This is a genomic window from Marivita hallyeonensis (assembly GCF_900129875.1).
Classification (GTDB): domain Bacteria; phylum Pseudomonadota; class Alphaproteobacteria; order Rhodobacterales; family Rhodobacteraceae; genus Marivita; species Marivita hallyeonensis.
Window position 1 is genome coordinate 250,565 of sequence record NZ_FQXC01000004.1, and the last position, 20,506, is coordinate 271,070.

The following is a 20,506-nucleotide window of genomic DNA, read 5'->3' on the forward strand; positions in this document are numbered from 1 at the left end:
CCTGCCTCGATGAAAGGCATCCTACTTGCCTGTCTCGGCGTGCTCATCCTCACGCCGGACGCGCTGTTGATACGCCTGTCCGAACTCAGCGCAGCGCCTTTGGTGGCATGGCGCGGCTTGGCAATGGGCACGTTCTTCCTCGTCGCGGCGCTTCTGATCGGTCAGGCCCGGCACTTACCGCGCCTTGCTTCCGGCGTCGGCGTTGCCCTGATCCTTGCGCAATGGGCCAATGCCGCGCTGTTCGCCCCGGCCATTTCGCTCGCCCCTGTCGCGCTGGTGCTGATTGCCGTGGCAACCGTACCGATCTGCGCCGCGCTCTGGTCGTGGCTGCTCTATCAGCAGCCAACGCGGCCAGTCACATGGGTGACCATTGCGATCGTCACCTGTGGTATCGCCTTCGCCATGTCCGGCAAGGGCGAAGTGGCTCTTTCAGGGAACTGGGTCTTGGGTGTCCTCTGCGGGATCGGGGTTGCGCTGAGCCTGTCGCTCAGCTTCACGCTTCTGCGTCACAACCCGGAGATGCCATTGCTGTTGGCCGTGGGCATCGGTGCCCTCCTGTCCGGGTCAAGCGCATTCCTGTTCACCAGCCCGGCCGAGATGGCCAGCGGCACCACATGGGCCATCGCTCTTGCCAGCTTTGTCGTACTTCCGCTGTCCTTCTACCTGATGTCCGAGGCTTCGCGTCATACGGCATCCGTCAATGTCAGTCTGGTGCTTTTGCTTGAAACGATCCTCGGACCGCTTTGGGTCTGGGCCGGGATCGGCGAAGCCCCCACCGCGCGCATGGTGATCGGCGGCGCGATCGTGATCGCCACGCTCGCTGTCTATCTCTGGCACCTGCGCCGCAGCGTCTGATTTTTCGAGCTGCTTTATGTGGCCTTGCGGCGCGCCATTGGCTAAACCGTCCCGCGCGAGCTTGAGAGACGGGATCATGTCCGACACCATCATTTCACGTTGCGAGGCCAAGGGCCTCCGCCTGACAGACCAACGGCGCACCATTGCGCAGGTTCTTGAAGACGCGGATGACCATCCCGATGTCGAAGAGCTTTATGCCCGCGCCTCCGGCATCGATCCCAATATCTCGATTGCAACCGTATACCGGACGGTAAAACTCTTCGAAGAGGCCGGGATCCTCGAAAAAGTCGACTTCGGTGACGGGCGGGCGCGGTACGAAGACGCCGAACGCGACCACCATGATCACCTGATCGACCTGCAATCAGGCGAGGTGATCGAATTCGTCGACCCCGAAATCGAGGCCCTGCAGGAAAAGATCGCGGCCAAGCTTGGGTACCGTCTCAAGGGTCACAAGCTCGAACTCTACGGCGTGCCGATCAAGAAATAGCATTCGCGCGGAACAACTGGTGTCCGTCGGCGAAACGGCGTAGCTGCTGGGGATGCAAACAATCCGCGCCATCCTCCTGATGATCCTCGCGATGGCGCTTCTGGCGCTGAGCGACATGTTCATCAAGCTGTCCTCTCGCGATCTGTCCCCGGGGCACGTGATGTTTTTCCTGAGCGCTGGCGGAACGCTGTGCTTCGTTCTCATCGCGAAATGGCAGGGAGCCAAGCTGATCACCCGCGATGCGCTGCACCCTTGGGTTCTGGCGCGAGGCGGTTTGGAAATCATCGGCGGGCTCGGCCTTGTTTTGTCCATCGGAAAGATCCCGCTCTCGCTCTTCGCCGCCATCATGCAGATGGCCCCGCTGGTCGTCACATTGGGTGCTGCGGTGTTTCTCAAGGAAACGGTAGGCACCCGGCGCTGGATCGCCATCTTCGTCGGCATCTTCGGGATGCTGCTGGTGATCCGACCCGGCGCCGAAGACTTCGAACCGGCAGCGCTTTTCGCGGTGATGGGAGTGTGTGGCCTTGGATTGCGCGATTTGATCACGCGGCTGGCCCCGCGCCATATCCCATCCATTTCGCTGGCCACCTGGGGGTTTTCCGCCACCATTCCAACCGGGCTGATCTTGGTCCTTGCCCTCGATGCACAGGCCAACATCAATGCAACCTCATCGATGAACATGCTCGGCGCGATCATCGTCACGGCCCTTGGGTATTATGCGGTTACCCAAGCCATGCGGATGGCGCCCGCCAGCATCGTCTCTCCCTTCCGCTACACGCGCCTCGTCTTCACCATGAGCTTGGGCATACTCGTGTTTGCCGAACAACCCGACGGTCTGACGCTGCTTGGTGCGGGGATCATTCTCGCCGCAGGCCTCTATGCGCTCTACCGAGAACGCCAGCTCGCGCTTGCCGCCGAGAAAACCGCCGAAGGAACACCACGTTAGCGCTACCAGCGATAGTTTACTTCGCGTCCATCCCTGATATACCGCCGCCAAACGCAGCTTAGTCAGGACCAGACGCCATGAGCACCATCATCGACATCTTCGCCCGCGAAATCCTCGACAGCCGGGGCAACCCCACTGTCGAAGTCGACGTCACACTGGAGGATGGCACCATCGGCCGCGCGGCCGTTCCGTCGGGCGCGTCGACCGGCGCTTATGAGGCAGTCGAGAAGCGCGATGGCGACAAATCCCGATACATGGGCAAAGGCGTGCTTGAAGCGGTAGCTGCCGTGAACGGAGAGATCGCAGAAGAGATCGTCGGCATGGACGCCACCGAACAGGTTGGCATCGACATGACGATGATCGAACTGGACGGCACCGACAACAAGGCGCGCCTTGGCGCAAACGCGATCCTCGGGGTAAGCCTCGCTGTCGCAAAAGCCGCCGCTGACTACACCACCCAGCCGCTGTTCCGCTATGTGGGCGGCACCTCGGCGCGCATGATGCCGGTTCCGATGATGAACATCATCAACGGCGGCGAACACGCGGACAACCCGATCGACATTCAGGAATTCATGATCATGCCGGTCGCGGCTGAGAACATCCGCGATGCGGTGCGCATGGGGTCCGAAGTGTTCCACACGCTCAAGAAAGAGCTTTCCGCCGCCGGAATGTCCACCGGTCTGGGCGACGAAGGAGGTTTCGCGCCTGAGCTCGGCTCCACCCGCGATGCGCTCGATTTCATCCTGAAATCCATCGAAAAGGCCGGATACAAGCCCGGAGAGGACATCTACCTCGCGCTCGACTGCGCCGCGACGGAATATTTCAAGGACGGAAAGTACGAGATGAAGGGCGAAGGCAAATCGCTGACCTCGGACGAAAACGTCGCCTACCTTCAGGGGCTTGTCACCGATTACCCGATCATCTCGATCGAGGACGGCATGTCCGAAGACGACTGGGACGGCTGGGCGAAGCTCACCGAAGTGCTGGGCGATCAGGTGCAGCTTGTCGGCGATGATCTGTTCGTCACCAACCCGGTCCGCCTTGCCGATGGGATCGCGAAAGGTTGTGCCAACTCGATGCTCGTGAAGGTGAACCAGATCGGCACGCTGACCGAGACCTTGCGCGCCGTCGATATGGCCCATCGCGCACGCTACACAAACGTGATGAGCCACCGCTCGGGCGAGACGGAGGACGCCACAATCGCCGACCTCGCCGTGGCCACCAACTGCGGTCAGATCAAGACCGGATCGCTAGCGCGCTCCGATAGGTTGGCGAAGTACAACCAATTGATCCGCATCGAGGAAATGCTGGCAGAATCAGCCGAGTACGCTGGGCGGTCGATCCTGAAAGGATAAATGCTTCGAATTTTCCTTCGGAAAATCCGACAAGCCGGGCGCTGCGCGCCCGGTTATTTGCATATTTGGAAAAAGAAGAAGCCAGGGGCGGGTTTCAGCTTCCGGCGTCCGGTTCTTTGTAGACGCCTTGCTCTTTCAGTGCGTCGACGACCTCAGCCGGCATATATTCCTCGTCGTGCCGCGCGAGGATCTCCTGGGCCTGAAATACGCCGTCAACGAAGCGGCCCGTGCCGACCATGCCTTCGTTTTCGTTGAAAAGGTCCGGCAGAACACCCGTATAGACGACCGGAACGGTTGCCCCACCATCGGTGACGCGGAACGACACCGCCTCGCCCTGCCCGCGCACGATAGACCCTTCTTCGACCAATCCACCAATCCGGAACACCTCTGTCGGAGCGGGCGGTTCGGCAACAACCTGGCTGGGCGAGCGGAAGAAGTTGATGCCATCGCGCATTGCGTACCCAATAAGCACCGTCGAGATGACCAAAGCCAGCGTCGCCAGTGCGATCACCTGAATGCGTCTTTGCTTCTTGAGCGATTTCAGTGCCATGGCGTCCTCGTCTCCTCGCTGACGTACATATAAGCACAAAAGCGCGCGTGAAAACTGCGACAGATCAAACTGTGGCGGATTGGGTCGCCATGCGGGCCGCAATCTCGGCAGCGGCTTTCAGGTCGGCGTGAAACGCGCGCTCCTCCCGCTGCCGCTGCTCGGCATCGCGCAATCGCAGAAGGTAGCTCGGGTGGACGGTGACGAAGATGGGCTGGCCGCCCGACATCTCGACCTTGCCACGCCGCTTGAGCAAGCCGTCGCCGTTTCCGGTTAATCCGCGCAGCGCGGTCGCGCCGAGGGCGACGATCAGCGCAGGGCGCACGCGTTCCCGTTCCAGATCGAGCCACCAGCGGCAATGGTCGATCTCATCACGGTTCGGAGACTGGTGCAGCCGCCGTTTGCCACGCGGCACGAATTTGAAATGCTTGACCGCGTTTGTGAGATACACCTCGGACCGGACGATACCCGTCGCTTCTAAGGCACGATCCAAAAGCTGCCCCGCCGGGCCGACAAAAGGCCGGCCTTCAAGGTCCTCGCGGTCGCCCGGCTGTTCGCCCACGAACATGAGCCGCGCGTCGAGCGGTCCCTCGCCCGGCACCGCCTGTGTCGCATCCTGCCAGAGTGGGCAGCGGCGGCAGGATGCCAGAGCGTCGGTCATCCGTTCTTCGCCGCCCGATGCACGCGCTGCGCCCAACATGTCCGACACCCGTGCCGTAACCTTTTCGGCGCGAAGCGGTGGCAGGGTTGGCGCGGCGGCCTGCATCTCGGCCGCCCGCGCCCGCGCGCCAGCGATCATCTCGGGCAGATGCGCGGTTTCTGGCATGTTCTTCCAGTATTTCTTCGGCATCTCGGCCTGCATCGCCTTCAGTTTCACGCGCGCCGGATTGAAGATGTTGCGGAAATAGGTGCCCCAGAGCTCTTCTGTGGCGTCTTCCGGCAGCGGAGGCTTCTCGACACCCGGTTCAAACCGCACCTTCCCGCCCTCGAACACCGCCGTCAGATCCGGTGTGAAGATCGTCCAGTCCATGTCGCCGAACCGCTTTGCGAAGAAGGGCGCCGTCGGCTCCACGATGTGGTGCGACGGCTCAAACCACGCGGCAAAACGACGGCGCGGCGCGGTACGGTCACCGATGTCCCGAAAGCGCACGAACGCGGTCATCTTGTGTTTGTCGCGCCCGACCTCTTTGGCCAGCGCATTGAGTTTGGCGACACGCGGGTCACCACAGTCCTCGAACAACCGTGGCGTCGATTGCAGGTCCCAAAGCACCGCGTAGGCGCGGGAAAATCGCTCTGGATCGCGATGCCACAGGGCCAGTTTCACAGTCGACAGATAGGTTTTCGGCACAGTGAAGCCAGCCTGCGCCGCGACATCCGGCAAAGCCGCGCTTTCCGTACCGAAAAGGTCGACCTCGCCCGCCCCCCTCTGCCAGATCACGGTCTCTGGCGGGATCGACGCGGCGAGCGCTCGGCGGGCCGCGTCGCGCCAGGCGTCGAAGGTGCCGATCTCGGGCAAGGTGATGCGAAACATGGGCCGCGCCTGTCAGAACAGCGCGAGTTGCTCGGGCGGCGGCGCGAAGCGGGCGCGCAGATCGGCAGCATCGAGACCCTTCGCCTGCCACCCCGGCAACGAGATGAACGACCGTGCGGATTTCAGGTTAGCCCCCATGCGTGTGAGGTCTTCCCACCGCACGGTGCGATGCCGTCGCGTCGCAAGGAGGCGCCCCACCGTGCGCGTCCCGAAACCCGGCACGCGCAGTAGCATATCCCGATCGGCACGGTTCACGTCCACCGGAAACAGCGCTCGGTTTTCCAGTGCCCAGGCGAGTTTGGGATCAAGCTCCAGATCCAGATTGCCGTCAGACCGCGCCGCAGTGATTTCCTTCGCATCGAAGCCGTAGAAGCGCATCAGCCAATCCGCCTGATACAAGCGATGTTCGCGCATCAGGGGCGGCTGGATCAGCGGCAATGTGGCCGAGGCATCCGGGATCGGTGAGAACGCCGAATAGTAGACCCGCTTCAATCGGTAGCCCGAGTAAAGCCGCGTCGAGGTCCTCAGGATCGTCGCATCATTCGCGCCATCGGCACCCACGATCATCTGCGTCGATTGCCCCGCCGGCGCAAAGCGTGGTGCGCGGCGGCCACGATAGGTCTTTTCCTTCCGCGCCTCTTTCAAAACCCGCACATCCGCCATCGCGCGGCGAATTTGGCTGGGGTCCTTCTCGGGCGCATATGTCTTCACCGCCGAGTCCGTTGGCAGTTCGATATTGATCGACAGGCGATCCGCGTATTTTCCAGCCTCTTCAATCAGGTGCGGCGAGGCGTCGGGGATGGTCTTGAGGTGCACATAGCCGCGAAAGGCGTGCTCTTCCCGCAAGCTCCGCACGATGCGCACCATGTCCGCCATGGTGTCATCCGGCGACCGGATGATGCCCGAGGACAAAAACAGCCCCTCGATGTAATTGCGGCGGTAGAACTCCAACGTCAGTTCCACCACCTCTTCCGGCGTGAACCGCGCGCGTTCCACGTTCGAGCTCACCCGGTTCACGCAATAGGCGCAATCGTAGATGCAGAAATTGGTCATCAGGATCTTGAGCAGGCTGATGCAGCGCCCGTCAGGCGCATAGGCGTGGCAGATACCCGACCCGGTGGTCGAACCGATCCCCTTACCGTCTTTCGAGTCGCGCTTTTGCCCCCCGCTGGACGCGCACGAGGCATCGTATTTGGCTGCATCCGACAGGATGGCGAGCTTCTGTTGCAGTGTGAGCCTGGACATAATGTTCACATTATGTTCCACACCCGTCAAACGCAAGACGCGCCGCGCTCACATCCGCAACAGCGGATCAGCCGCGTGTCAGGGGAAACAGGGCGCGAGCATCAGACCGGTGGTTTCCTCGACCCCCAACATCAGGTTCGCGTTCTGCAGCGCCTGTCCCGACGACCCTTTCGTCAGGTTGTCCAACGCCGCCACAACGATGGCACGTCCGTCGATCCGGTCCCCCGTCACGCCGATGTGGCAGAAGTTCGATCCGCGCACGTCATGGGTCGAGGGCGTCTGGCCGAACGGCAACACCTGAATGAACGGCTCATCGGCATAGGCAGCGCTGAGAGCCTTATAGATCGCCTGCGCCTCGCCGCTCACATAGCAGGTGGCCAAAATACCCCGGTTCGCCGGGATCAGGTGGGGCGTGAACTGGATACGCACCTCTTCACCCGCCAAGGCACTGAATTCCTGATCGAATTCCCCCAAATGCCGATGCGTGCCGCCGACCGCGTAAGCGTTGGTGCCTTCCGACAATTCGGCATGCAGCAGGTTCTCTTTCAACGACCGCCCTGCCCCCGACACCGCGCATTTCAGGTCGAGGATGATGTCCGTGAGACCGATCACCCGTTTGGCGATCAGCGGCCGCAGCACGTACTGCCCCGTCGCAGCGTTACATCCCGTCCCCGCCACAAGCCGCGCACCGCGGATGTCCTCGCGGTAGAATTCGGTCAGGCCATAAACGGCCTCTTTCTGCATCTCGACCGCCGCGTGTGGGTTGCCGTACCACTTTTGATAAACCTCCGGGTCACGCAGCCGGAAATCTGCGGACAAGTCGACAATCTTCAAGTTGGTCGGAAGCTTCGAAATCACCTCTTGGCTTGTCTTGTGCGGCAAGGCGCAGAAGCACAGGTCAATCTGCGAAAAATCGATCTCTTCCCAGGTCACAAGGGTTGGCAGGTCGAGATGCCTCAGGAACGGAAAAACCTGCGCGATGGTCTGCCCCGCCTTGGAATTCGCGGCCAGCGCGGCGATTTCCATTTCGGGATGGGTGGCGATGAGGCGCAGCAATTCGGCTCCGGTATAGCCGCTGGCACCGATGATGGCGATTTTGTAGGGCATGCGAACCTCCTTCAGGACGCAAATATCAGATCAGATTGGAAAATGTCGGGCGTCAGGCCGCTTCAAACGTGATCTGTCGTCGCAAAAACTGCGTCGCGTGATCCGACACTTTTTTCGGATCACCGGTTGTCAGGAACGTGGATGTCTCTCCAGAGCCCAGCATGTTCGGATGCCGGTCCAGATAGTCGGCCAAGGAATCGGCCACCAGATTGGCCTGCGAATAAACCGCCACATCCTGCCCCAGCGCATCCTGAAAGACGTCCTGCATCAACGGGTAATGCGTGCAGCCAAGAATGGCCGCTTCCGGGTCCGGCATCTTGCGCTTGAGCGCATCGACATGGGACCGCACCAACGCCTCGGCGAGGATCATGTCGCCCTCTTCGATGGCATCGACTAGCCCACCACAGGCCTGTGCTTCGACGTCGACCCCAATCGCACGGAACGCCAGCTCGCGCTGGAACGCCCGGCTGCGTACCGTTGCAGGCGTCGCGAAAAGCGCGACGTGCTTCACAGCCACTTCGCGCGGTGGGGAATTGTCGCCCCATTGCCGCTCTGTGAGCGCTTCGATGAGCGGGACAAACACACCCAGCACACGCTTGTTGGGAGGAATCCAGCTTTCCTGCATCCGCCGCAGAGCGGCCGCAGACGCGGTGTTGCACGCAAGAATGACCAGATCGCACCCGGCCTCCCACAGCCGTTCCGTCGCGGCACAAGTCAGGTTATAGACGTCATCCGCGTCGCGCACACCGTAGGGCGCGTGTTTGCTGTCTCCGAAATAGACAAACGGCACGTCGGGCAGGCGCTTGGAGACGGCATCCAGCACCGTCAATCCGCCCAATCCGCTGTCGAATACACCAACCGCCATGTCGCGACCCCTGTCGGGTGCTCGCGTTAGCGGGTCACCCGGTGTTTTTCATCAAACTCAAAGCCATATTCCTTGAAGGGAACTGGCGTTGGAGACAGCTCATACGTCGCTTCGCGCAGAAAATCCATGAGCTTCCGCGCGTCTTTTTGGCGTGTGGCAATCTCGTGCGATGGAATGGGGTCTCCGATCGATACATGAACCGGCGTATCCACCCGCGCGCGGAACTCGTGGATGAGAAGCCCCATGCGCAGATTGGCATGCAAATGGCTCGCCAACTGGAACATCCGGCTGGTGTGGCCGTGAAAATAGATCGGCAGAACCGTCGCCCCGGATTTGGCAATCATACGTGCCGTGAAGCTGCGCCAGCCCGGATCCACCGGATGGTCGAACGGTCGCGCCGCGGTGGACACCGTCCCGCCTGGGAAGACCCCGACGCAGCCCCCGTCGGCAAGATAGGTCAGAGCCGCTTTTCGAGTGGCGATATTCTGTGCCACTGCCTCTTTCGTCTCGTCGAAATTCACCGGAAGAATGACGCGCTTGAGGTCCTCCGCCTTCCGGAACACGTGATGCGCCAGAACCCGGAAATCGCCGCGTGCGACGGACAGGATATGCCCAAGGACAAGCCCGTCGAGAATGCCGTAGGGATGGTTGGCGATCACGATCAAAGGGCCGTTCGACGGGATATTCGACAAACACCCCTGCACCACGTCAAGCTCAAGACCGTAGCGGTCGACCATGACCTCCCAGAAATCGCGGCCCTGCGCGACTTCGCGCTCATACCCGGCGGCGCGCCGGATCAGGCCCATCCGCCCGGTCGCGTTCTCCATCAACCGGATCATCGCGCGGCCGGGTCGGGACCGGGCCACATGGGCATACGAGATGTCGCGGGCGACGGACTGCGCGGAACGGGATAGCACCGGGTACGGCTCCGAAAACGGTTTGCGGCCTGCTACCGCGCCCGTGTGCTACCGCAAAGCTGTAACAGTCGGATAACGGTGATTTGCCGCATCACTCCGCCGCTTGCTGTGTCACCGGCCCGCCGGCGCGCAACACTGCGATCAGCTCTTCCCGCCGCTTGGCCGCCTTGCGTTCGTTGGCTTCTTTCACCGGCCCAAAACCCCGGATCTGCAGGGGCAACTCGGCCAAAGCGACCAGCGCGTCCATGCTCTCGGGCGTTGCTTTCGGCAGCCACTCGACCATATCCGCCTCGTACTGCTTGATCAGCGCCCGCTCCATCCGCCGCTCCGCCGTGCGTCCAAACGGATCAAGCGGAGTGCCGCGCAGCTTCTTCATCCGCGCGAGCAGCGCGAAGGCCCGCAACATGCCTTCACCGTATTGCTTCTTCAAAGGACGACCGTCCGGCCCCTCCTTGCTCAGCATCGGCGGGGCAAGATGGAATGACATGCGGAAATCACCGTCGAACTGCTCTTTCGCCTTTTCGCGGGTTTCCAGATGCAGGCGCGCGACCTCGTATTCGTCCTTGTAGGCAAGAAGCTTGTGATACCCCTTCGCAACCGCCTCTTTCAGACGCGGATCGGACACCTGGTCGACCAGCCGTTGATACCGCTTCGCGTAGCGCTTGCTCTGATATTTTACCAAATGGTCAAATCTGTACCGAATACGATCATCCAGCGTCTTCGGCATCGCCACCACATTCGGCGTGATGAGCCGCGCCGCATCCTCGGGATGCGTGACCGCCCAGCGTCCAACTTCGAACGCGCGCTGGTTCTTCTCTGCTGCCGCGCCGTTCAGTTCCACCGCCTTGAGGATGGCCTCCCGGGTCAGCGGAACCAACCCACGCTGCCACGCGGCGCCAAGGATCATCATGTTGGAAAAGATCGAGTCGCCCATCACGGCCTTCGCCAGTTCGGACGCATCGAACAGGTCCAGACGATCCCGCAACCGCGCTTCAAGAGCAAGTTGTAACCGCTCAGACGGCAACGAAAATTCCGTGTTTCGTGTAAAGTCACCTGTGATGATTTCGTGGCTATTCACGACCGCACCCGTGCGCCCCGATTTCATCAGCCCAAGCGTTTTGGCCCCGGCACTGACCACCAGATCGCCGCCAATCACCGCATCCGCTTCGCCGGTCGCGACGCGAATGGCGCTGATGTCCTCGGGCTGCTCGGCCAGCCTCAGATGGATATGCACCGCGCCGCCCTTCTGGGCCAGACCTGCCATCTCCATCATGCCCGCGCCCTTGCCGTCGATCTGCGCCGCCTGCGCGAGAACCGCGCCGATAGTTACGACGCCTGTGCCACCGACGCCGGTAATGACCATATTCCACGTGCCGTCGATCGCCGGCAGCGTCGGCTCGGGCATGTCGGGCAAATCCAGAGAGGCCGTCGCGGCCTTCTTCACCGTTGCGCCCTCCAGGGTCACGAAGGACGGGCAAAACCCTTTCAGACAAGAGAAATCCTTGTTGCAGGAAGACTGGTCAATGGCCCGTTTGCGACCAAGCTCCGTCTCTTCCGGCACGATGGACACACAGTTCGATTGCACCCCGCAATCGCCACAGCCTTCACACACGTCGGTGTTGATGAAGACGCGCTTGTCCGGGTCGGGAAACTTGCCCCGTTTGCGGCGGCGGCGCTTTTCGGCGGCGCAGGTCTGGATGTAGACAATGGCGCTTACGCCTTCGGTCTTTGCAAACTTCTCCTGCACGGTTTGCAAATCCGCACGCTCTGCAAATTCAATGCCTTGCGGGAAAGCCTTCAGGTCGACATCTTCTTTTTCGTCGTAAACAACGGCCAGATGCTTCACCCCCATCGCGCGCAATTCCGCCGCGATCTGCTGCGGCGTCAACCCGCCATCGTTCTTCTGCCCACCGGTCATCGCGACTGCGTCATTGAAAAGGATTTTGTACGTGATCGTCGTGCCCGCCGCGATGGCGGCGCGGATCGCCTGCACGCCCGAGTGGTTATACGTCCCGTCACCGAGATTCTGGAACACGTGGTCCCGCTTGGAAAACAGCGACTCGCCGATCCAGTTCGCGCCCTCGGCTCCCATATGGGTGAAGCCAAACGTCTCGCGGTCCATCCACTGCACCATGAAATGGCACCCGATCCCGGCATACGCGCGGCTGCCCTCCGGCACCTTGGTTGACGTGTTGTGGGGACAGCCCGAACAGAAATACGGAAGACGCGCCGCGATCTCCTCGGCGTTATCCGCTTTCTGAGCTTCATCAATCGCTTGTAGACCGGCCTTGATGCGATCGGTGTCGCGACCTTCTTCGATAAGGATCGTGCCGAGCTTCTTTGCGATCATGATCGGATCAAGCGCCCAATGCGTCGGGAACAGCTCTTCCCCGTGCATCGACCCCGCGCCGCCGCCTTTATGCCAGCCGTACACCCGCCGTCCGCGCCGGTCGTCGAATATCGCTTCTTTGATCTGTACCTCGAGCAGCTTCCGCTTCTCTTCCACCACGACAATCAGGTCGAGCCCCTCGGCCCAATCGTGGAAGCCGCGCATATTCAGGGGCCAGGTCTGCCCCACCTTGTAGGTCGTGATGCCAAGCCGTTCGGCCTCGTCAGCGTCGATGCCCAAAAGCGACAGAGCGTGAACAAGGTCGAGCCAGTTCTTGCCCGCCGCCACAAACCCGATCTTGGCCCCCGGCTTGCCCCAGACGCGCTTGTCGATCCCGTTGGCATCGGCGAACGCCTCAGCGGCGAAGCGTTTGTATTGGATCAGCCGCGTTTCCTGCAGGTAACGGTCGTCGACAAGCCGGATGTTGAGCCCGTCTTTCGGCATGTCGAATTCAGGTGTCACGAAAGACATGCGGTCCGGCCGTCCATCGACAACGGCAGTCGCCTCCACCGTATCTTTCATCGTCTTGAGGCCAACCCAGAGACCGGAAAACCGCGACAAGGCAAAGCCGTAGAGGCCGAAATCCAGGATTTCCTGGACGCCCGCCGGCGACACCACTGGCATATAGGCGTCGACCATCGCCCATTCGGACTGGTGCAGCACGGTCGACGATTCACCGGTATGGTCGTCGCCCATGGCCATGAGCACACCGCCGTGTTTCGACGTGCCCGCCATATTGGCATGCCGCATGGCATCGCCCGAGCGGTCCACTCCGGGGCCTTTGCCGTACCAAAGGCCAAAGACACCGTCATGCGTACCTTCGCCCCGCAACTCGGCCTGTTGCGTGCCCCAGATTGCGGTGACGGCGAGATCCTCGTTCAGACCTTCCTGAAACACCACATCCGCCGCTTTGAGGTACTTTTCGGCGCGGTGCATCTGCATATCGACCGCGCCCAGTGGCGATCCGCGGTACCCGGTCACATAGCCTGCGGTGTTCAGCCCGGCGGCCAGGTCACGCGTCTTTTGCATGAGCATCAAACGCACCAGCGCCTGCGTTCCGTTCAGAAGAACAGGCGATTTGGACAGATCGAAACGGTCGTTCAGCGAAATTTCCGGCTTGCTCATTTGACGCCTCCCCGCGCGAAATGTGCATGTTGTATATCTAAATTTAGGTCATAAATTCTGACCTTACCACCAAAATCTACGTGATTTCGGTCAAGTCGCAAAACTTGTCGTTCATATATTTCTTTGTGTCATGTAGACCGCCGTCAACGAAGGAAAGCGAATACCATGGACTGGGACAAGCTCAGAATCTTTCACGCCGTTGCCGACGCCGGAAGCCTGACGCATGCCGGAGACGCGCTGCACCTGTCGCAATCTGCGGTGTCGCGGCAGATCCGGACGCTCGAAGAATCACTCAACACTGTCCTCTTTCACCGCCACGCGCGCGGTCTCATCCTCACGGAACAGGGTGAGCTTCTGTTCGACGCCACGCGCTCCATGAACAAGCGGATCGAGGCCGCGACGGCGCGCATCCGCGACAGTGAGGAAGAGGTGTTCGGCGAGTTGCGCGTGACCACGACGATCGGTTTCGGCTCTCTCTGGCTGGCCCCGCGCCTGCCGAAGCTCTACGAAAAGTATCCCGATCTGAACATCGACCTGATGCTAGAGGAACGCGTCCTCGATCTGCCGATGCGCGAGGCGGACGTTGCCGTGCGCATGAAAGAACCGAGCCAGGCTGACCTCATCCGCAAGAAGCTGATGACCATCCGCATGCGGCTTTACGCGTCGCCGGAATACCTTGCTCAGAACGGCGCACCCGAGCGGATCGAGGACATGGCACGGCATCGCCTGATCTGCCAGAATCCCCGGGCTGCACAGGTGAGCGCCGGCATGATGCTGGTGCAAGAGCTATTAACCTATGACATTCACTCAACACTGACGGTGAACAATTACTTCGGAGTTCTCCAAAGCGTTTTGTCCGGCCTCGGTATCGGCGTTCTGCCTGACTACGTGATCGAGGATTTCCCGAGCGTGCAGCGCGTGCTACCGAACGTTGAGTCCGTGGAAGTGCCTGTTTTCCTTGCCTATCCTGAAGAGCTCCGGCAATCGAAGCGCATCGCGGCCTTCCGCGATTTCGTTCAGGAGGAGATCTTCGCACACCGGCAGACGCGAAAAGCGCTTGAGGCGGACGCTGCGTCCAAGGTGTGACCCATGCGCCTCACGCATATCGGGATTGCCACCGGTAAAGGTACATATCACTTGATATGAATCAGACTGATGACATATTTGGCATATGTGAGATGAAACGCCGAATTGCGCATCATCTTCATACCTCCCTGTTGGACTTCGGCCGAGCTTTTGCTCGGCCTTTTTTTTGCTCAGGGAGCTAACGCGGAGTCGGGCAGGCTCATGCGGTAGGTGAAACCGCTTTCGTCATAGGAAACGGCCACATCCGCCTCGAGCGAGAGCTTCGGCAGTGTCTCCAGAACTTGGGTCCCGAATCCTCGGCGCGACGGTGACGTCACCTTGGGTCCGCCTCGCTCTTTCCAGACAAGCGCAGCATCTGAGTGAGCGAGCTCACCACCCCAATTCACCGAAACGCGCCCGCCCTGTTTGGACAACGCGCCGTGCTTGACGGCGTTGGTGGCGAGTTCATGCACAACCATGCCTACAACTTGCGCCGCCGCCGCGTTCAGACGCAACCTCGGCCCTGTCATCTCGACCCGCGAGGTCAACTCTTCATCGAACGGGGCAAGCTGCGACCGCAGCAATTCGCTCAACTCAAATGACCCGGCACCTTCCTTGACCATGGCGTCCTGATTTCGGACCAGCACCATCAGGCGTTTGTTCAGTTCCTCCGGAAACTCTTCGGGTGACACTGTACGAGCCAGAAGACGGCTGATGCCCTGAACGACCGTGATCAGATTTTTGGTCCGGTGGTTCAACTCGCCAATCAGCAGATTCGTCTGCTCTTTCGCGCGCATGTATTCGGTCACATCGACGACGGCGAAGACACCTTCGATTGGCCCCTCCGGACGTACCGCCCGGTCAAAGAACACGCGTTTGCGCGCGTTGACCCATCGCACCTGCCCTCCCGGTTGCAGGATGCGGTGCGTCAGATCAATCACATCCGGCAGTTCCGGCGCCAGAAGGATGTCCACTTCTCGCTCTACCACCGGCCAGTCGTCGGGATGAATGCGGGAATGAAACTCCGATCTTGGAATATCCACGTTGTCCGGAAAGCCGAAAAGCTCTGCGCTCAGCCCATCCATCCGCACGGTGTCTTTGAGGTAATCTACTCGTCCGATGCCCACGCGGGCAACTTCCAGTCCGACCTGCATTTCGGTCGATGACAAGTGGCTATACTGTGGTGCCACTTTGGTCGTCATAGTCTAAGGTCTCCTACGGCCCCAATCGTAAATTTAAAGTTACACCCTCATTGTATCTTTGTCTTGACAGATTGGCTACCGGGTAGTTCGGCGCATCTGAGGCTCTGAAGACAAAAGGCCGCCGGTTTGCATAATTGAGGCATCTCTGCTTGCTTCTTACACAGCCTGCCAAACAACGGAGCATCTGAATGACGGATGACAGACACCACACATGCCAATGCGGCAAGATGGAGTGGCGGATTGCCCCCACAGCTCCCGGGACACATTTGGTATGCTACTGCGCCGATTGCCAGACCTATGCCAACGTTCTGGACCACGGCGCAACGCGTGTGGATTCCGATGGCGGCACCGAGATCTTCCAGACACTGCCCGCGAATTTCGAATTCCTTCGCGGCCAAGACCACCTTGCCGTCCTGCGGCTTAGCCCGAAAGGCATTCTGCGATGGTACGCGGGGTGCTGCGGCACGCAGATCGCGAACACGCTACCGGGTCCCGGTCTGCCCTTTGTCGGTGCGGTCTTGCCGCCCGGCGCGAAAGGCTATGGCCCCATCACGGCGTTGCTCAGCACCGTTGGCACAGCCCCACATATCAAGGAAACCGGCGTGCTGAAGGCTCAGCTCTCGGTCATCGGGCGCATCCTGGGCGGCGTCTTTTCGCCCTCAAAGCGCGCATCACCGTTCTTCAACGACGACAAAACACCCGTCGTGGCCCCTCGAGTACTCAGCAAGTCCGAAAGGAACGCGGCGCGGCCGCAGTGATCGTCTGCCCCTAATGCTCGTTTCGACGGGGTGTGTGCGACCGGCAAATCGCAAAAGCTGCGGCACGAGGCCTTTCCCCCGGCGTCACGGTGTCCTAAACACCGCGTGCCAAGCTCAGGGACCCACGATGCAAGACCCAGCCATCACCGAAGACTTGATCGCCGCACACGGCATCAACGCAGATGAATACGCCGAAATCCTGAACATCATGGGTCGTGAACCAACTTTCACCGAGCTGGGGATTTTCTCGGCCATGTGGAACGAGCATTGCTCGTACAAATCCTCCAAGATCCACCTCAAGACCCTGCCGACCACCGGTCCGCAAGTGATCTGCGGTCCCGGAGAAAACGCTGGCGTGGTCGATATCGGCGACGGTCAAGCGGTCGTCTTCAAGATGGAAAGCCACAACCACCCGTCGTACATCGAGCCCTATCAAGGTGCCGCGACTGGCGTCGGCGGCATCCTGCGCGACGTGTTCACCATGGGCGCCCGCCCAATCGCGGCGATGAACGCGCTCAGCTTTGGTGAAAAGGATCATCCGAAAACGCGTCAGCTGGTGCATGGCGTCGTCGAGGGCATCGGCGGATACGGCAACTGCTTCGGCGTGCCGACGGTGGGTGGCGAAGTGCGCTTTCACCCCGCCTATAACGGCAACTGCCTTGTGAACGCATTCGCGGCGGGCCTCGCAGACGCGGACAGCATCTTCTACTCGGCGGCCAGCGGCGTGGGCCGCCCGGTCGTCTACCTTGGAGCCAAGACGGGCCGCGACGGCGTGGGCGGCGCGACGATGGCTTCGGCGGAATTCGACGACAGCATCGAGGAAAAACGCCCCACGGTTCAGGTCGGCGATCCATTTACCGAAAAGCGCCTGATGGAGGCGTGCCTCGAGCTGATGCAAACCGGCGCGGTGATCTCGATCCAGGACATGGGCGCAGCCGGACTGACCTGTTCGGCAGTCGAGATGGGCGACAAGGGTGGGCTTGGCATTCGGCTCGACCTTGAAAAGGTGCCGCAGCGCGAAGAGAACATGACTGCTTACGAGATGATGCTCTCGGAGTCACAGGAGCGGATGCTCATGGTGCTCGACCCCGCCAAAGAGGCCGAGGCGCGCGCGGTATTCGACAAATGGGACCTCGACTTCGCCATCGTTGGGGAAACAATCGCGGAAGATCGTTTCCTGATCATGCACAACAACGTGACCAAGGCTGACATGCCGCTATCGAAGCTCAGTTCTTCCGCACCGGAATACGACCGCCCCTGGGTGCCGACCGAAGCACCCGCACCGATGGAACCTGTGTCTGCAGTCGATCCCATCGAGGCGCTGAAAACGCTGATCAGCAGCCCGAACTATTGCGCCCGAAACTGGGTCTACGAACAATATGACACGATGGTCATGGCCGACACAGTGGAGGGCCCCGGTTGGGGCGCCGGGGTGATCCGTGTCCACGGGACCGACAAGATGCTTGCCTTCACCGCCGACGTGACCCCGCGCTACGTCAAGGCCAATCCCATCGAAGGCGGCAAACAGGCGGTGGCCGAGGCCTATCGGAACCTCTGCGCGGTCGGCGCCAAGCCGCTGGCGACCACGGACAACCTCAATTTCGGCAACCCCGAAAAGCCCGCGATCATGGGCCAGTTCGTCGGCGCGATTCAGGGGATCGGACGGGCCTGCGAAACGCTGGACATGCCCATCGTCTCCGGCAACGTCTCGCTCTACAACGAAACCGACGGTCAGGGAATCCTGCCCACCCCCACCATCGGTGCCGTGGGCCTGATCGCGGCGGGCGAAGAACCGATCCTCGGCCGGGCGCGAGAAGGCCACATGGCCCTCCTCATCGGAGACACCGCGGGGCATCTCGGCCAAACCGCACTGCTTGCCGAGGTGTTCAAGCGTGAAGACGGCGACGCCCCGGCGGTCGATCTTCTGGCCGAACGCCGCAATGGTGAATTCATCCGCGCCAATCGCGATGTGATCAAAGCCTGCACGGATCTCAGCGACGGCGGTCTTGCGCTTGCCGCGTTCGAAATGGCCTGCGCGTCCGGCGTTGGTGTCCAGATCGACGAGACCGATCAGGCAATGCTCTTCGGCGAAGACCAGGCCCGCTACCTTGTCGCCTGCAATTTCGATCAGGCCGAGGCGCTGTTTATCGCCGCCGGACAGGCCGACGTGCCGATCAAATCCGTGGGTCGCTTCACCGGCAACACGGTCAAACTCGGAGGTTCCGAGGCGTCTTTGGAGGCATTGTCCGAGATGCATGAAAACGCATTCGCCGGTCACTTCGCCTGATGGCCGGGGCTGCCAAACGGGCATGGGGGCCGCGGGCACTGCTGTCTGGCGGGTTGGAGAAAGCCAATGAAGCTTGAATTTCATCACATCAATTACGTCTCGAAAGACGTTGATACGATGCATGATTTCTACACACGCGTACTGGGACTGGACAACATCGCACAGGAGAACTTCCCGCGCACCGAGGCGAGCGCTTCTGCGGGCTATGACGGCAAGATCCGGTTCGCCACCGATGGCGGCATGCAGATGCATTTGGCAGAGCGCGACTTTTCCGTCGCCTTCAAAAACGGGCAGGTCATCAATCCCGTCGATCAAGGCCACATCGCCTTTCGCACCGATGACCTTGCCGCGTTCCTGGCTGTGCTCGACGCCGAGGGGATACCCTATTCCGACTACGGCACGACCTTCGCAAAGGAATGGCATCAGGTGTTTTTCCAGGACCCCGAAGGCAATGTCATCGAGGTGCACCAGCAGGTCGGATAACACTCCGCGTCATAGCAGAGTGCGCGTTCCGATAACGGAAAGCCGCTCCGATCAGAGCGTTGCCATCAATCTGGCCTTCTCCCCGAGATCATCTGGACGCGAGATCGCCTCGGCCAATTCCTCGAGCGACTGGATCGAATGCCCGGCGCGAAAGCTGTCCACATGGGGCAGCATCGCCCGGATCCCGGTTGCCTTGGGTGCAAACCCGTCCCAGCGCAAAAGCGGGTTGAGCCAAATCAGGCGACGCGAGGACAGGTGAAGGCGCTCCATCTCTTTTTCCAGCGCACCGGCATCGTCCCGGTCGAGCCCGTCAGTGATCAAGAGCACAACCGCGCCCTGCCCCATGACACGGCGCGACCAGTCTCGATTGAAGGCGTGCAGGCATTGACCGATCCGGGTGCCGCCTTCCCAATCCTGTGCCTCCGCGCCCGCGGCCTTCAAAGCCGCGTCCACGTCGCGGGTGGCCAGGTGCCGGGTGATGTTCGTCAGCCGCGTGCCGAAGGTGAAGGCGTGCACTTTGGCCCAGCCCGCGCCTTTCTCGTTCGCCACCGCGTGCAGGAAATGCAGCACCATCCGGGAATACTGGCTCATCGACCCAGAAATGTCGCACAAGACCACCAGATTGGGCCAGCGCAAGCGAGGCGTCTTGCGCGAGATTGACCGGATTTCTCCGCCGTAGCGCATCGACCGCATCAGCGTTCTCCGGTAATCCGCCTGCCGCCCCAGCACCGACGCCTTGCCCCGCCGTGAGGGGATGGGTTTCACAGGCAGTTTCAAACGTGCCAGCATGCGTTTGGCCTCTGCCATCTCGGCCGTGGACATCTGTTCGAAGTCGAGCGTCCTGAGCTTTTCCTCGGCCGACATGGTCAGAGTCGATTTGACCTCGATCTCGGTACCTTCCTCGGACTGTTCGTTTTCCGGCACCTCGGGCAAAAGATCGTCCAGAAGCGCCTGCGCCGCGCGTTTTTCGCCGGAGGCTGCCGATTTCTCCTCCTGCACGCCGCGAATGGCCGGCAGCATCATCGACATCATGTGCTCAAGGTAACGCGGATCGCGCCAATACAGGCGGAAGACCTGTGCAAAGATCACGCGGTGCTCTGGCCGGTTCACGAAACAGGCGTGCAACGTCCAGAAAAAATCCATCCGCTCCGTGAAGCCTGCGGCCTCGACCGCGCGAATGGCGTCGATCACCCGTCCCGGCCCGATGGGCAAACCCGCCCGGCGCAGGGCGCGGGCGAAATGGATGATGTTCTGCGCCAGACGCGGATTATCCGGCAGTTCGAGGGGGATGTATTCGGCCATTACATGGCCGACTGGAGGCTCTGCCTCCAGACCTCCGGCA

Annotated in this window: 17 protein-coding genes; 8 read left to right on the forward strand and 9 right to left on the reverse strand. The window is 61.0% G+C overall.

Annotation, left to right across the window (positions count from 1 at the left end; translation table 11 throughout):
* The first annotated feature begins 9 nt into the window (after nucleotides 1–9).
* From BUA42_RS14130 to eno, 4 genes are all read left to right on the forward strand, one after another.
* Nucleotides 10–855 carry a DMT family transporter gene (locus BUA42_RS14130; RefSeq protein ID WP_072778844.1) on the forward strand — a complete coding sequence of 282 codons (846 nt, stop codon included), beginning with the start codon at nucleotides 10–12 and terminating at the stop codon, nucleotides 853–855.
* 76 nt (nucleotides 856–931) lie between these two features.
* A complete protein-coding gene (locus tag BUA42_RS14135) occupies nucleotides 932–1,342 on the forward strand; it encodes a Fur family transcriptional regulator (protein ID WP_072778845.1) in 411 nt (136 codons plus the stop codon).
* Nucleotides 1,343–1,394: 52 nt separating this feature from the next.
* Nucleotides 1,395–2,288: a DMT family transporter gene (locus tag BUA42_RS14140; RefSeq protein ID WP_072778846.1), complete on the forward strand. Its 894-nt coding sequence runs from the start codon at nucleotides 1,395–1,397 to the stop codon at nucleotides 2,286–2,288.
* Between the two features lie 77 nt (nucleotides 2,289–2,365).
* Nucleotides 2,366–3,643, forward strand: coding sequence for a phosphopyruvate hydratase (eno, locus tag BUA42_RS14145; protein ID WP_072778847.1), 1,278 nt, complete (start codon nucleotides 2,366–2,368; stop codon nucleotides 3,641–3,643).
* Between the two features lie 94 nt (nucleotides 3,644–3,737).
* On the opposite strand, the gene ccmE is transcribed toward eno, so the two are convergent.
* The 7 genes from ccmE to BUA42_RS14180 form a co-directional block, all read right to left on the reverse strand.
* Nucleotides 3,738–4,187: a cytochrome c maturation protein CcmE gene (gene ccmE, locus BUA42_RS14150; RefSeq protein WP_178346919.1), complete on the reverse strand. Its 450-nt coding sequence runs from the start codon at nucleotides 4,185–4,187 to the stop codon at nucleotides 3,738–3,740.
* A 70-nt stretch (nucleotides 4,188–4,257) separates the two neighbouring features.
* Nucleotides 4,258–5,721 (reverse strand): UdgX family uracil-DNA binding protein, encoded by a 1,464-nt coding sequence (locus BUA42_RS14155; RefSeq protein ID WP_072778850.1) that lies wholly within the window; start codon nucleotides 5,719–5,721, stop codon nucleotides 4,258–4,260.
* Between the two features lie 12 nt (nucleotides 5,722–5,733).
* Nucleotides 5,734–6,966: a putative DNA modification/repair radical SAM protein gene (locus BUA42_RS14160; protein ID WP_072778852.1), complete on the reverse strand. Its 1,233-nt coding sequence runs from the start codon at nucleotides 6,964–6,966 to the stop codon at nucleotides 5,734–5,736.
* 78 nt (nucleotides 6,967–7,044) lie between these two features.
* Complete coding sequence (gene argC, locus BUA42_RS14165) at nucleotides 7,045–8,073, reverse strand: N-acetyl-gamma-glutamyl-phosphate reductase (RefSeq protein WP_072778854.1); 1,029 nt, start codon at nucleotides 8,071–8,073, stop codon at nucleotides 7,045–7,047.
* 52 nt (nucleotides 8,074–8,125) lie between these two features.
* Nucleotides 8,126–8,938 carry a glutamate racemase gene (gene murI, locus BUA42_RS14170; protein ID WP_072778856.1) on the reverse strand — a complete coding sequence of 271 codons (813 nt, stop codon included), beginning with the start codon at nucleotides 8,936–8,938 and terminating at the stop codon, nucleotides 8,126–8,128.
* Nucleotides 8,939–8,964: 26 nt separating this feature from the next.
* The gene (locus tag BUA42_RS14175; RefSeq protein WP_084066238.1) at nucleotides 8,965–9,777 is read right to left on the reverse strand and encodes a lysophospholipid acyltransferase family protein; all 813 of its coding nucleotides are present in this window, start codon (nucleotides 9,775–9,777) and stop codon (nucleotides 8,965–8,967) included.
* Nucleotides 9,778–9,946: 169 nt separating this feature from the next.
* A complete protein-coding gene (locus BUA42_RS14180) occupies nucleotides 9,947–13,369 on the reverse strand; it encodes an indolepyruvate ferredoxin oxidoreductase family protein (protein WP_072778860.1) in 3,423 nt (1,140 codons plus the stop codon).
* A 165-nt stretch (nucleotides 13,370–13,534) separates the two neighbouring features.
* On the opposite strand from BUA42_RS14180, the gene BUA42_RS14185 reads away from it, so the two are divergent.
* Nucleotides 13,535–14,455, forward strand: coding sequence for a LysR family transcriptional regulator (locus BUA42_RS14185; protein ID WP_072778862.1), 921 nt, complete (start codon nucleotides 13,535–13,537; stop codon nucleotides 14,453–14,455).
* 170 nt (nucleotides 14,456–14,625) lie between these two features.
* On the opposite strand, the gene BUA42_RS14190 is transcribed toward BUA42_RS14185, so the two are convergent.
* On the reverse strand, nucleotides 14,626–15,636 hold the full coding sequence (locus tag BUA42_RS14190; protein WP_072778864.1) for an HWE histidine kinase domain-containing protein: 1,011 nt from the start codon (nucleotides 15,634–15,636) through the stop codon (nucleotides 14,626–14,628).
* 188 nt (nucleotides 15,637–15,824) lie between these two features.
* Here BUA42_RS14190 and BUA42_RS14195 point away from each other — a divergent pair, with 188 nt between their 5' ends.
* The 3 genes from BUA42_RS14195 to BUA42_RS14205 all read left to right on the forward strand — a co-directional run bounded on the left by BUA42_RS14195 (nucleotide 15,825) and on the right by BUA42_RS14205 (nucleotide 19,164).
* Nucleotides 15,825–16,394: a DUF6151 family protein gene (locus tag BUA42_RS14195; protein WP_072778866.1), complete on the forward strand. Its 570-nt coding sequence runs from the start codon at nucleotides 15,825–15,827 to the stop codon at nucleotides 16,392–16,394.
* 127 nt (nucleotides 16,395–16,521) lie between these two features.
* Nucleotides 16,522–18,681, forward strand: coding sequence for a phosphoribosylformylglycinamidine synthase subunit PurL (purL, locus tag BUA42_RS14200; RefSeq protein ID WP_072778868.1), 2,160 nt, complete (start codon nucleotides 16,522–16,524; stop codon nucleotides 18,679–18,681).
* A 66-nt stretch (nucleotides 18,682–18,747) separates the two neighbouring features.
* Complete coding sequence (locus BUA42_RS14205; RefSeq protein ID WP_072778869.1) at nucleotides 18,748–19,164, forward strand: VOC family protein; 417 nt, start codon at nucleotides 18,748–18,750, stop codon at nucleotides 19,162–19,164.
* Nucleotides 19,165–19,215: 51 nt separating this feature from the next.
* Here the strand turns inward: BUA42_RS14205 and BUA42_RS14210 are convergent, their stop codons facing one another.
* Nucleotides 19,216–20,466: a vWA domain-containing protein gene (locus BUA42_RS14210; RefSeq protein ID WP_072778870.1), complete on the reverse strand. Its 1,251-nt coding sequence runs from the start codon at nucleotides 20,464–20,466 to the stop codon at nucleotides 19,216–19,218.
* Nucleotides 20,467–20,506: the final 40 nt, after the last annotated feature.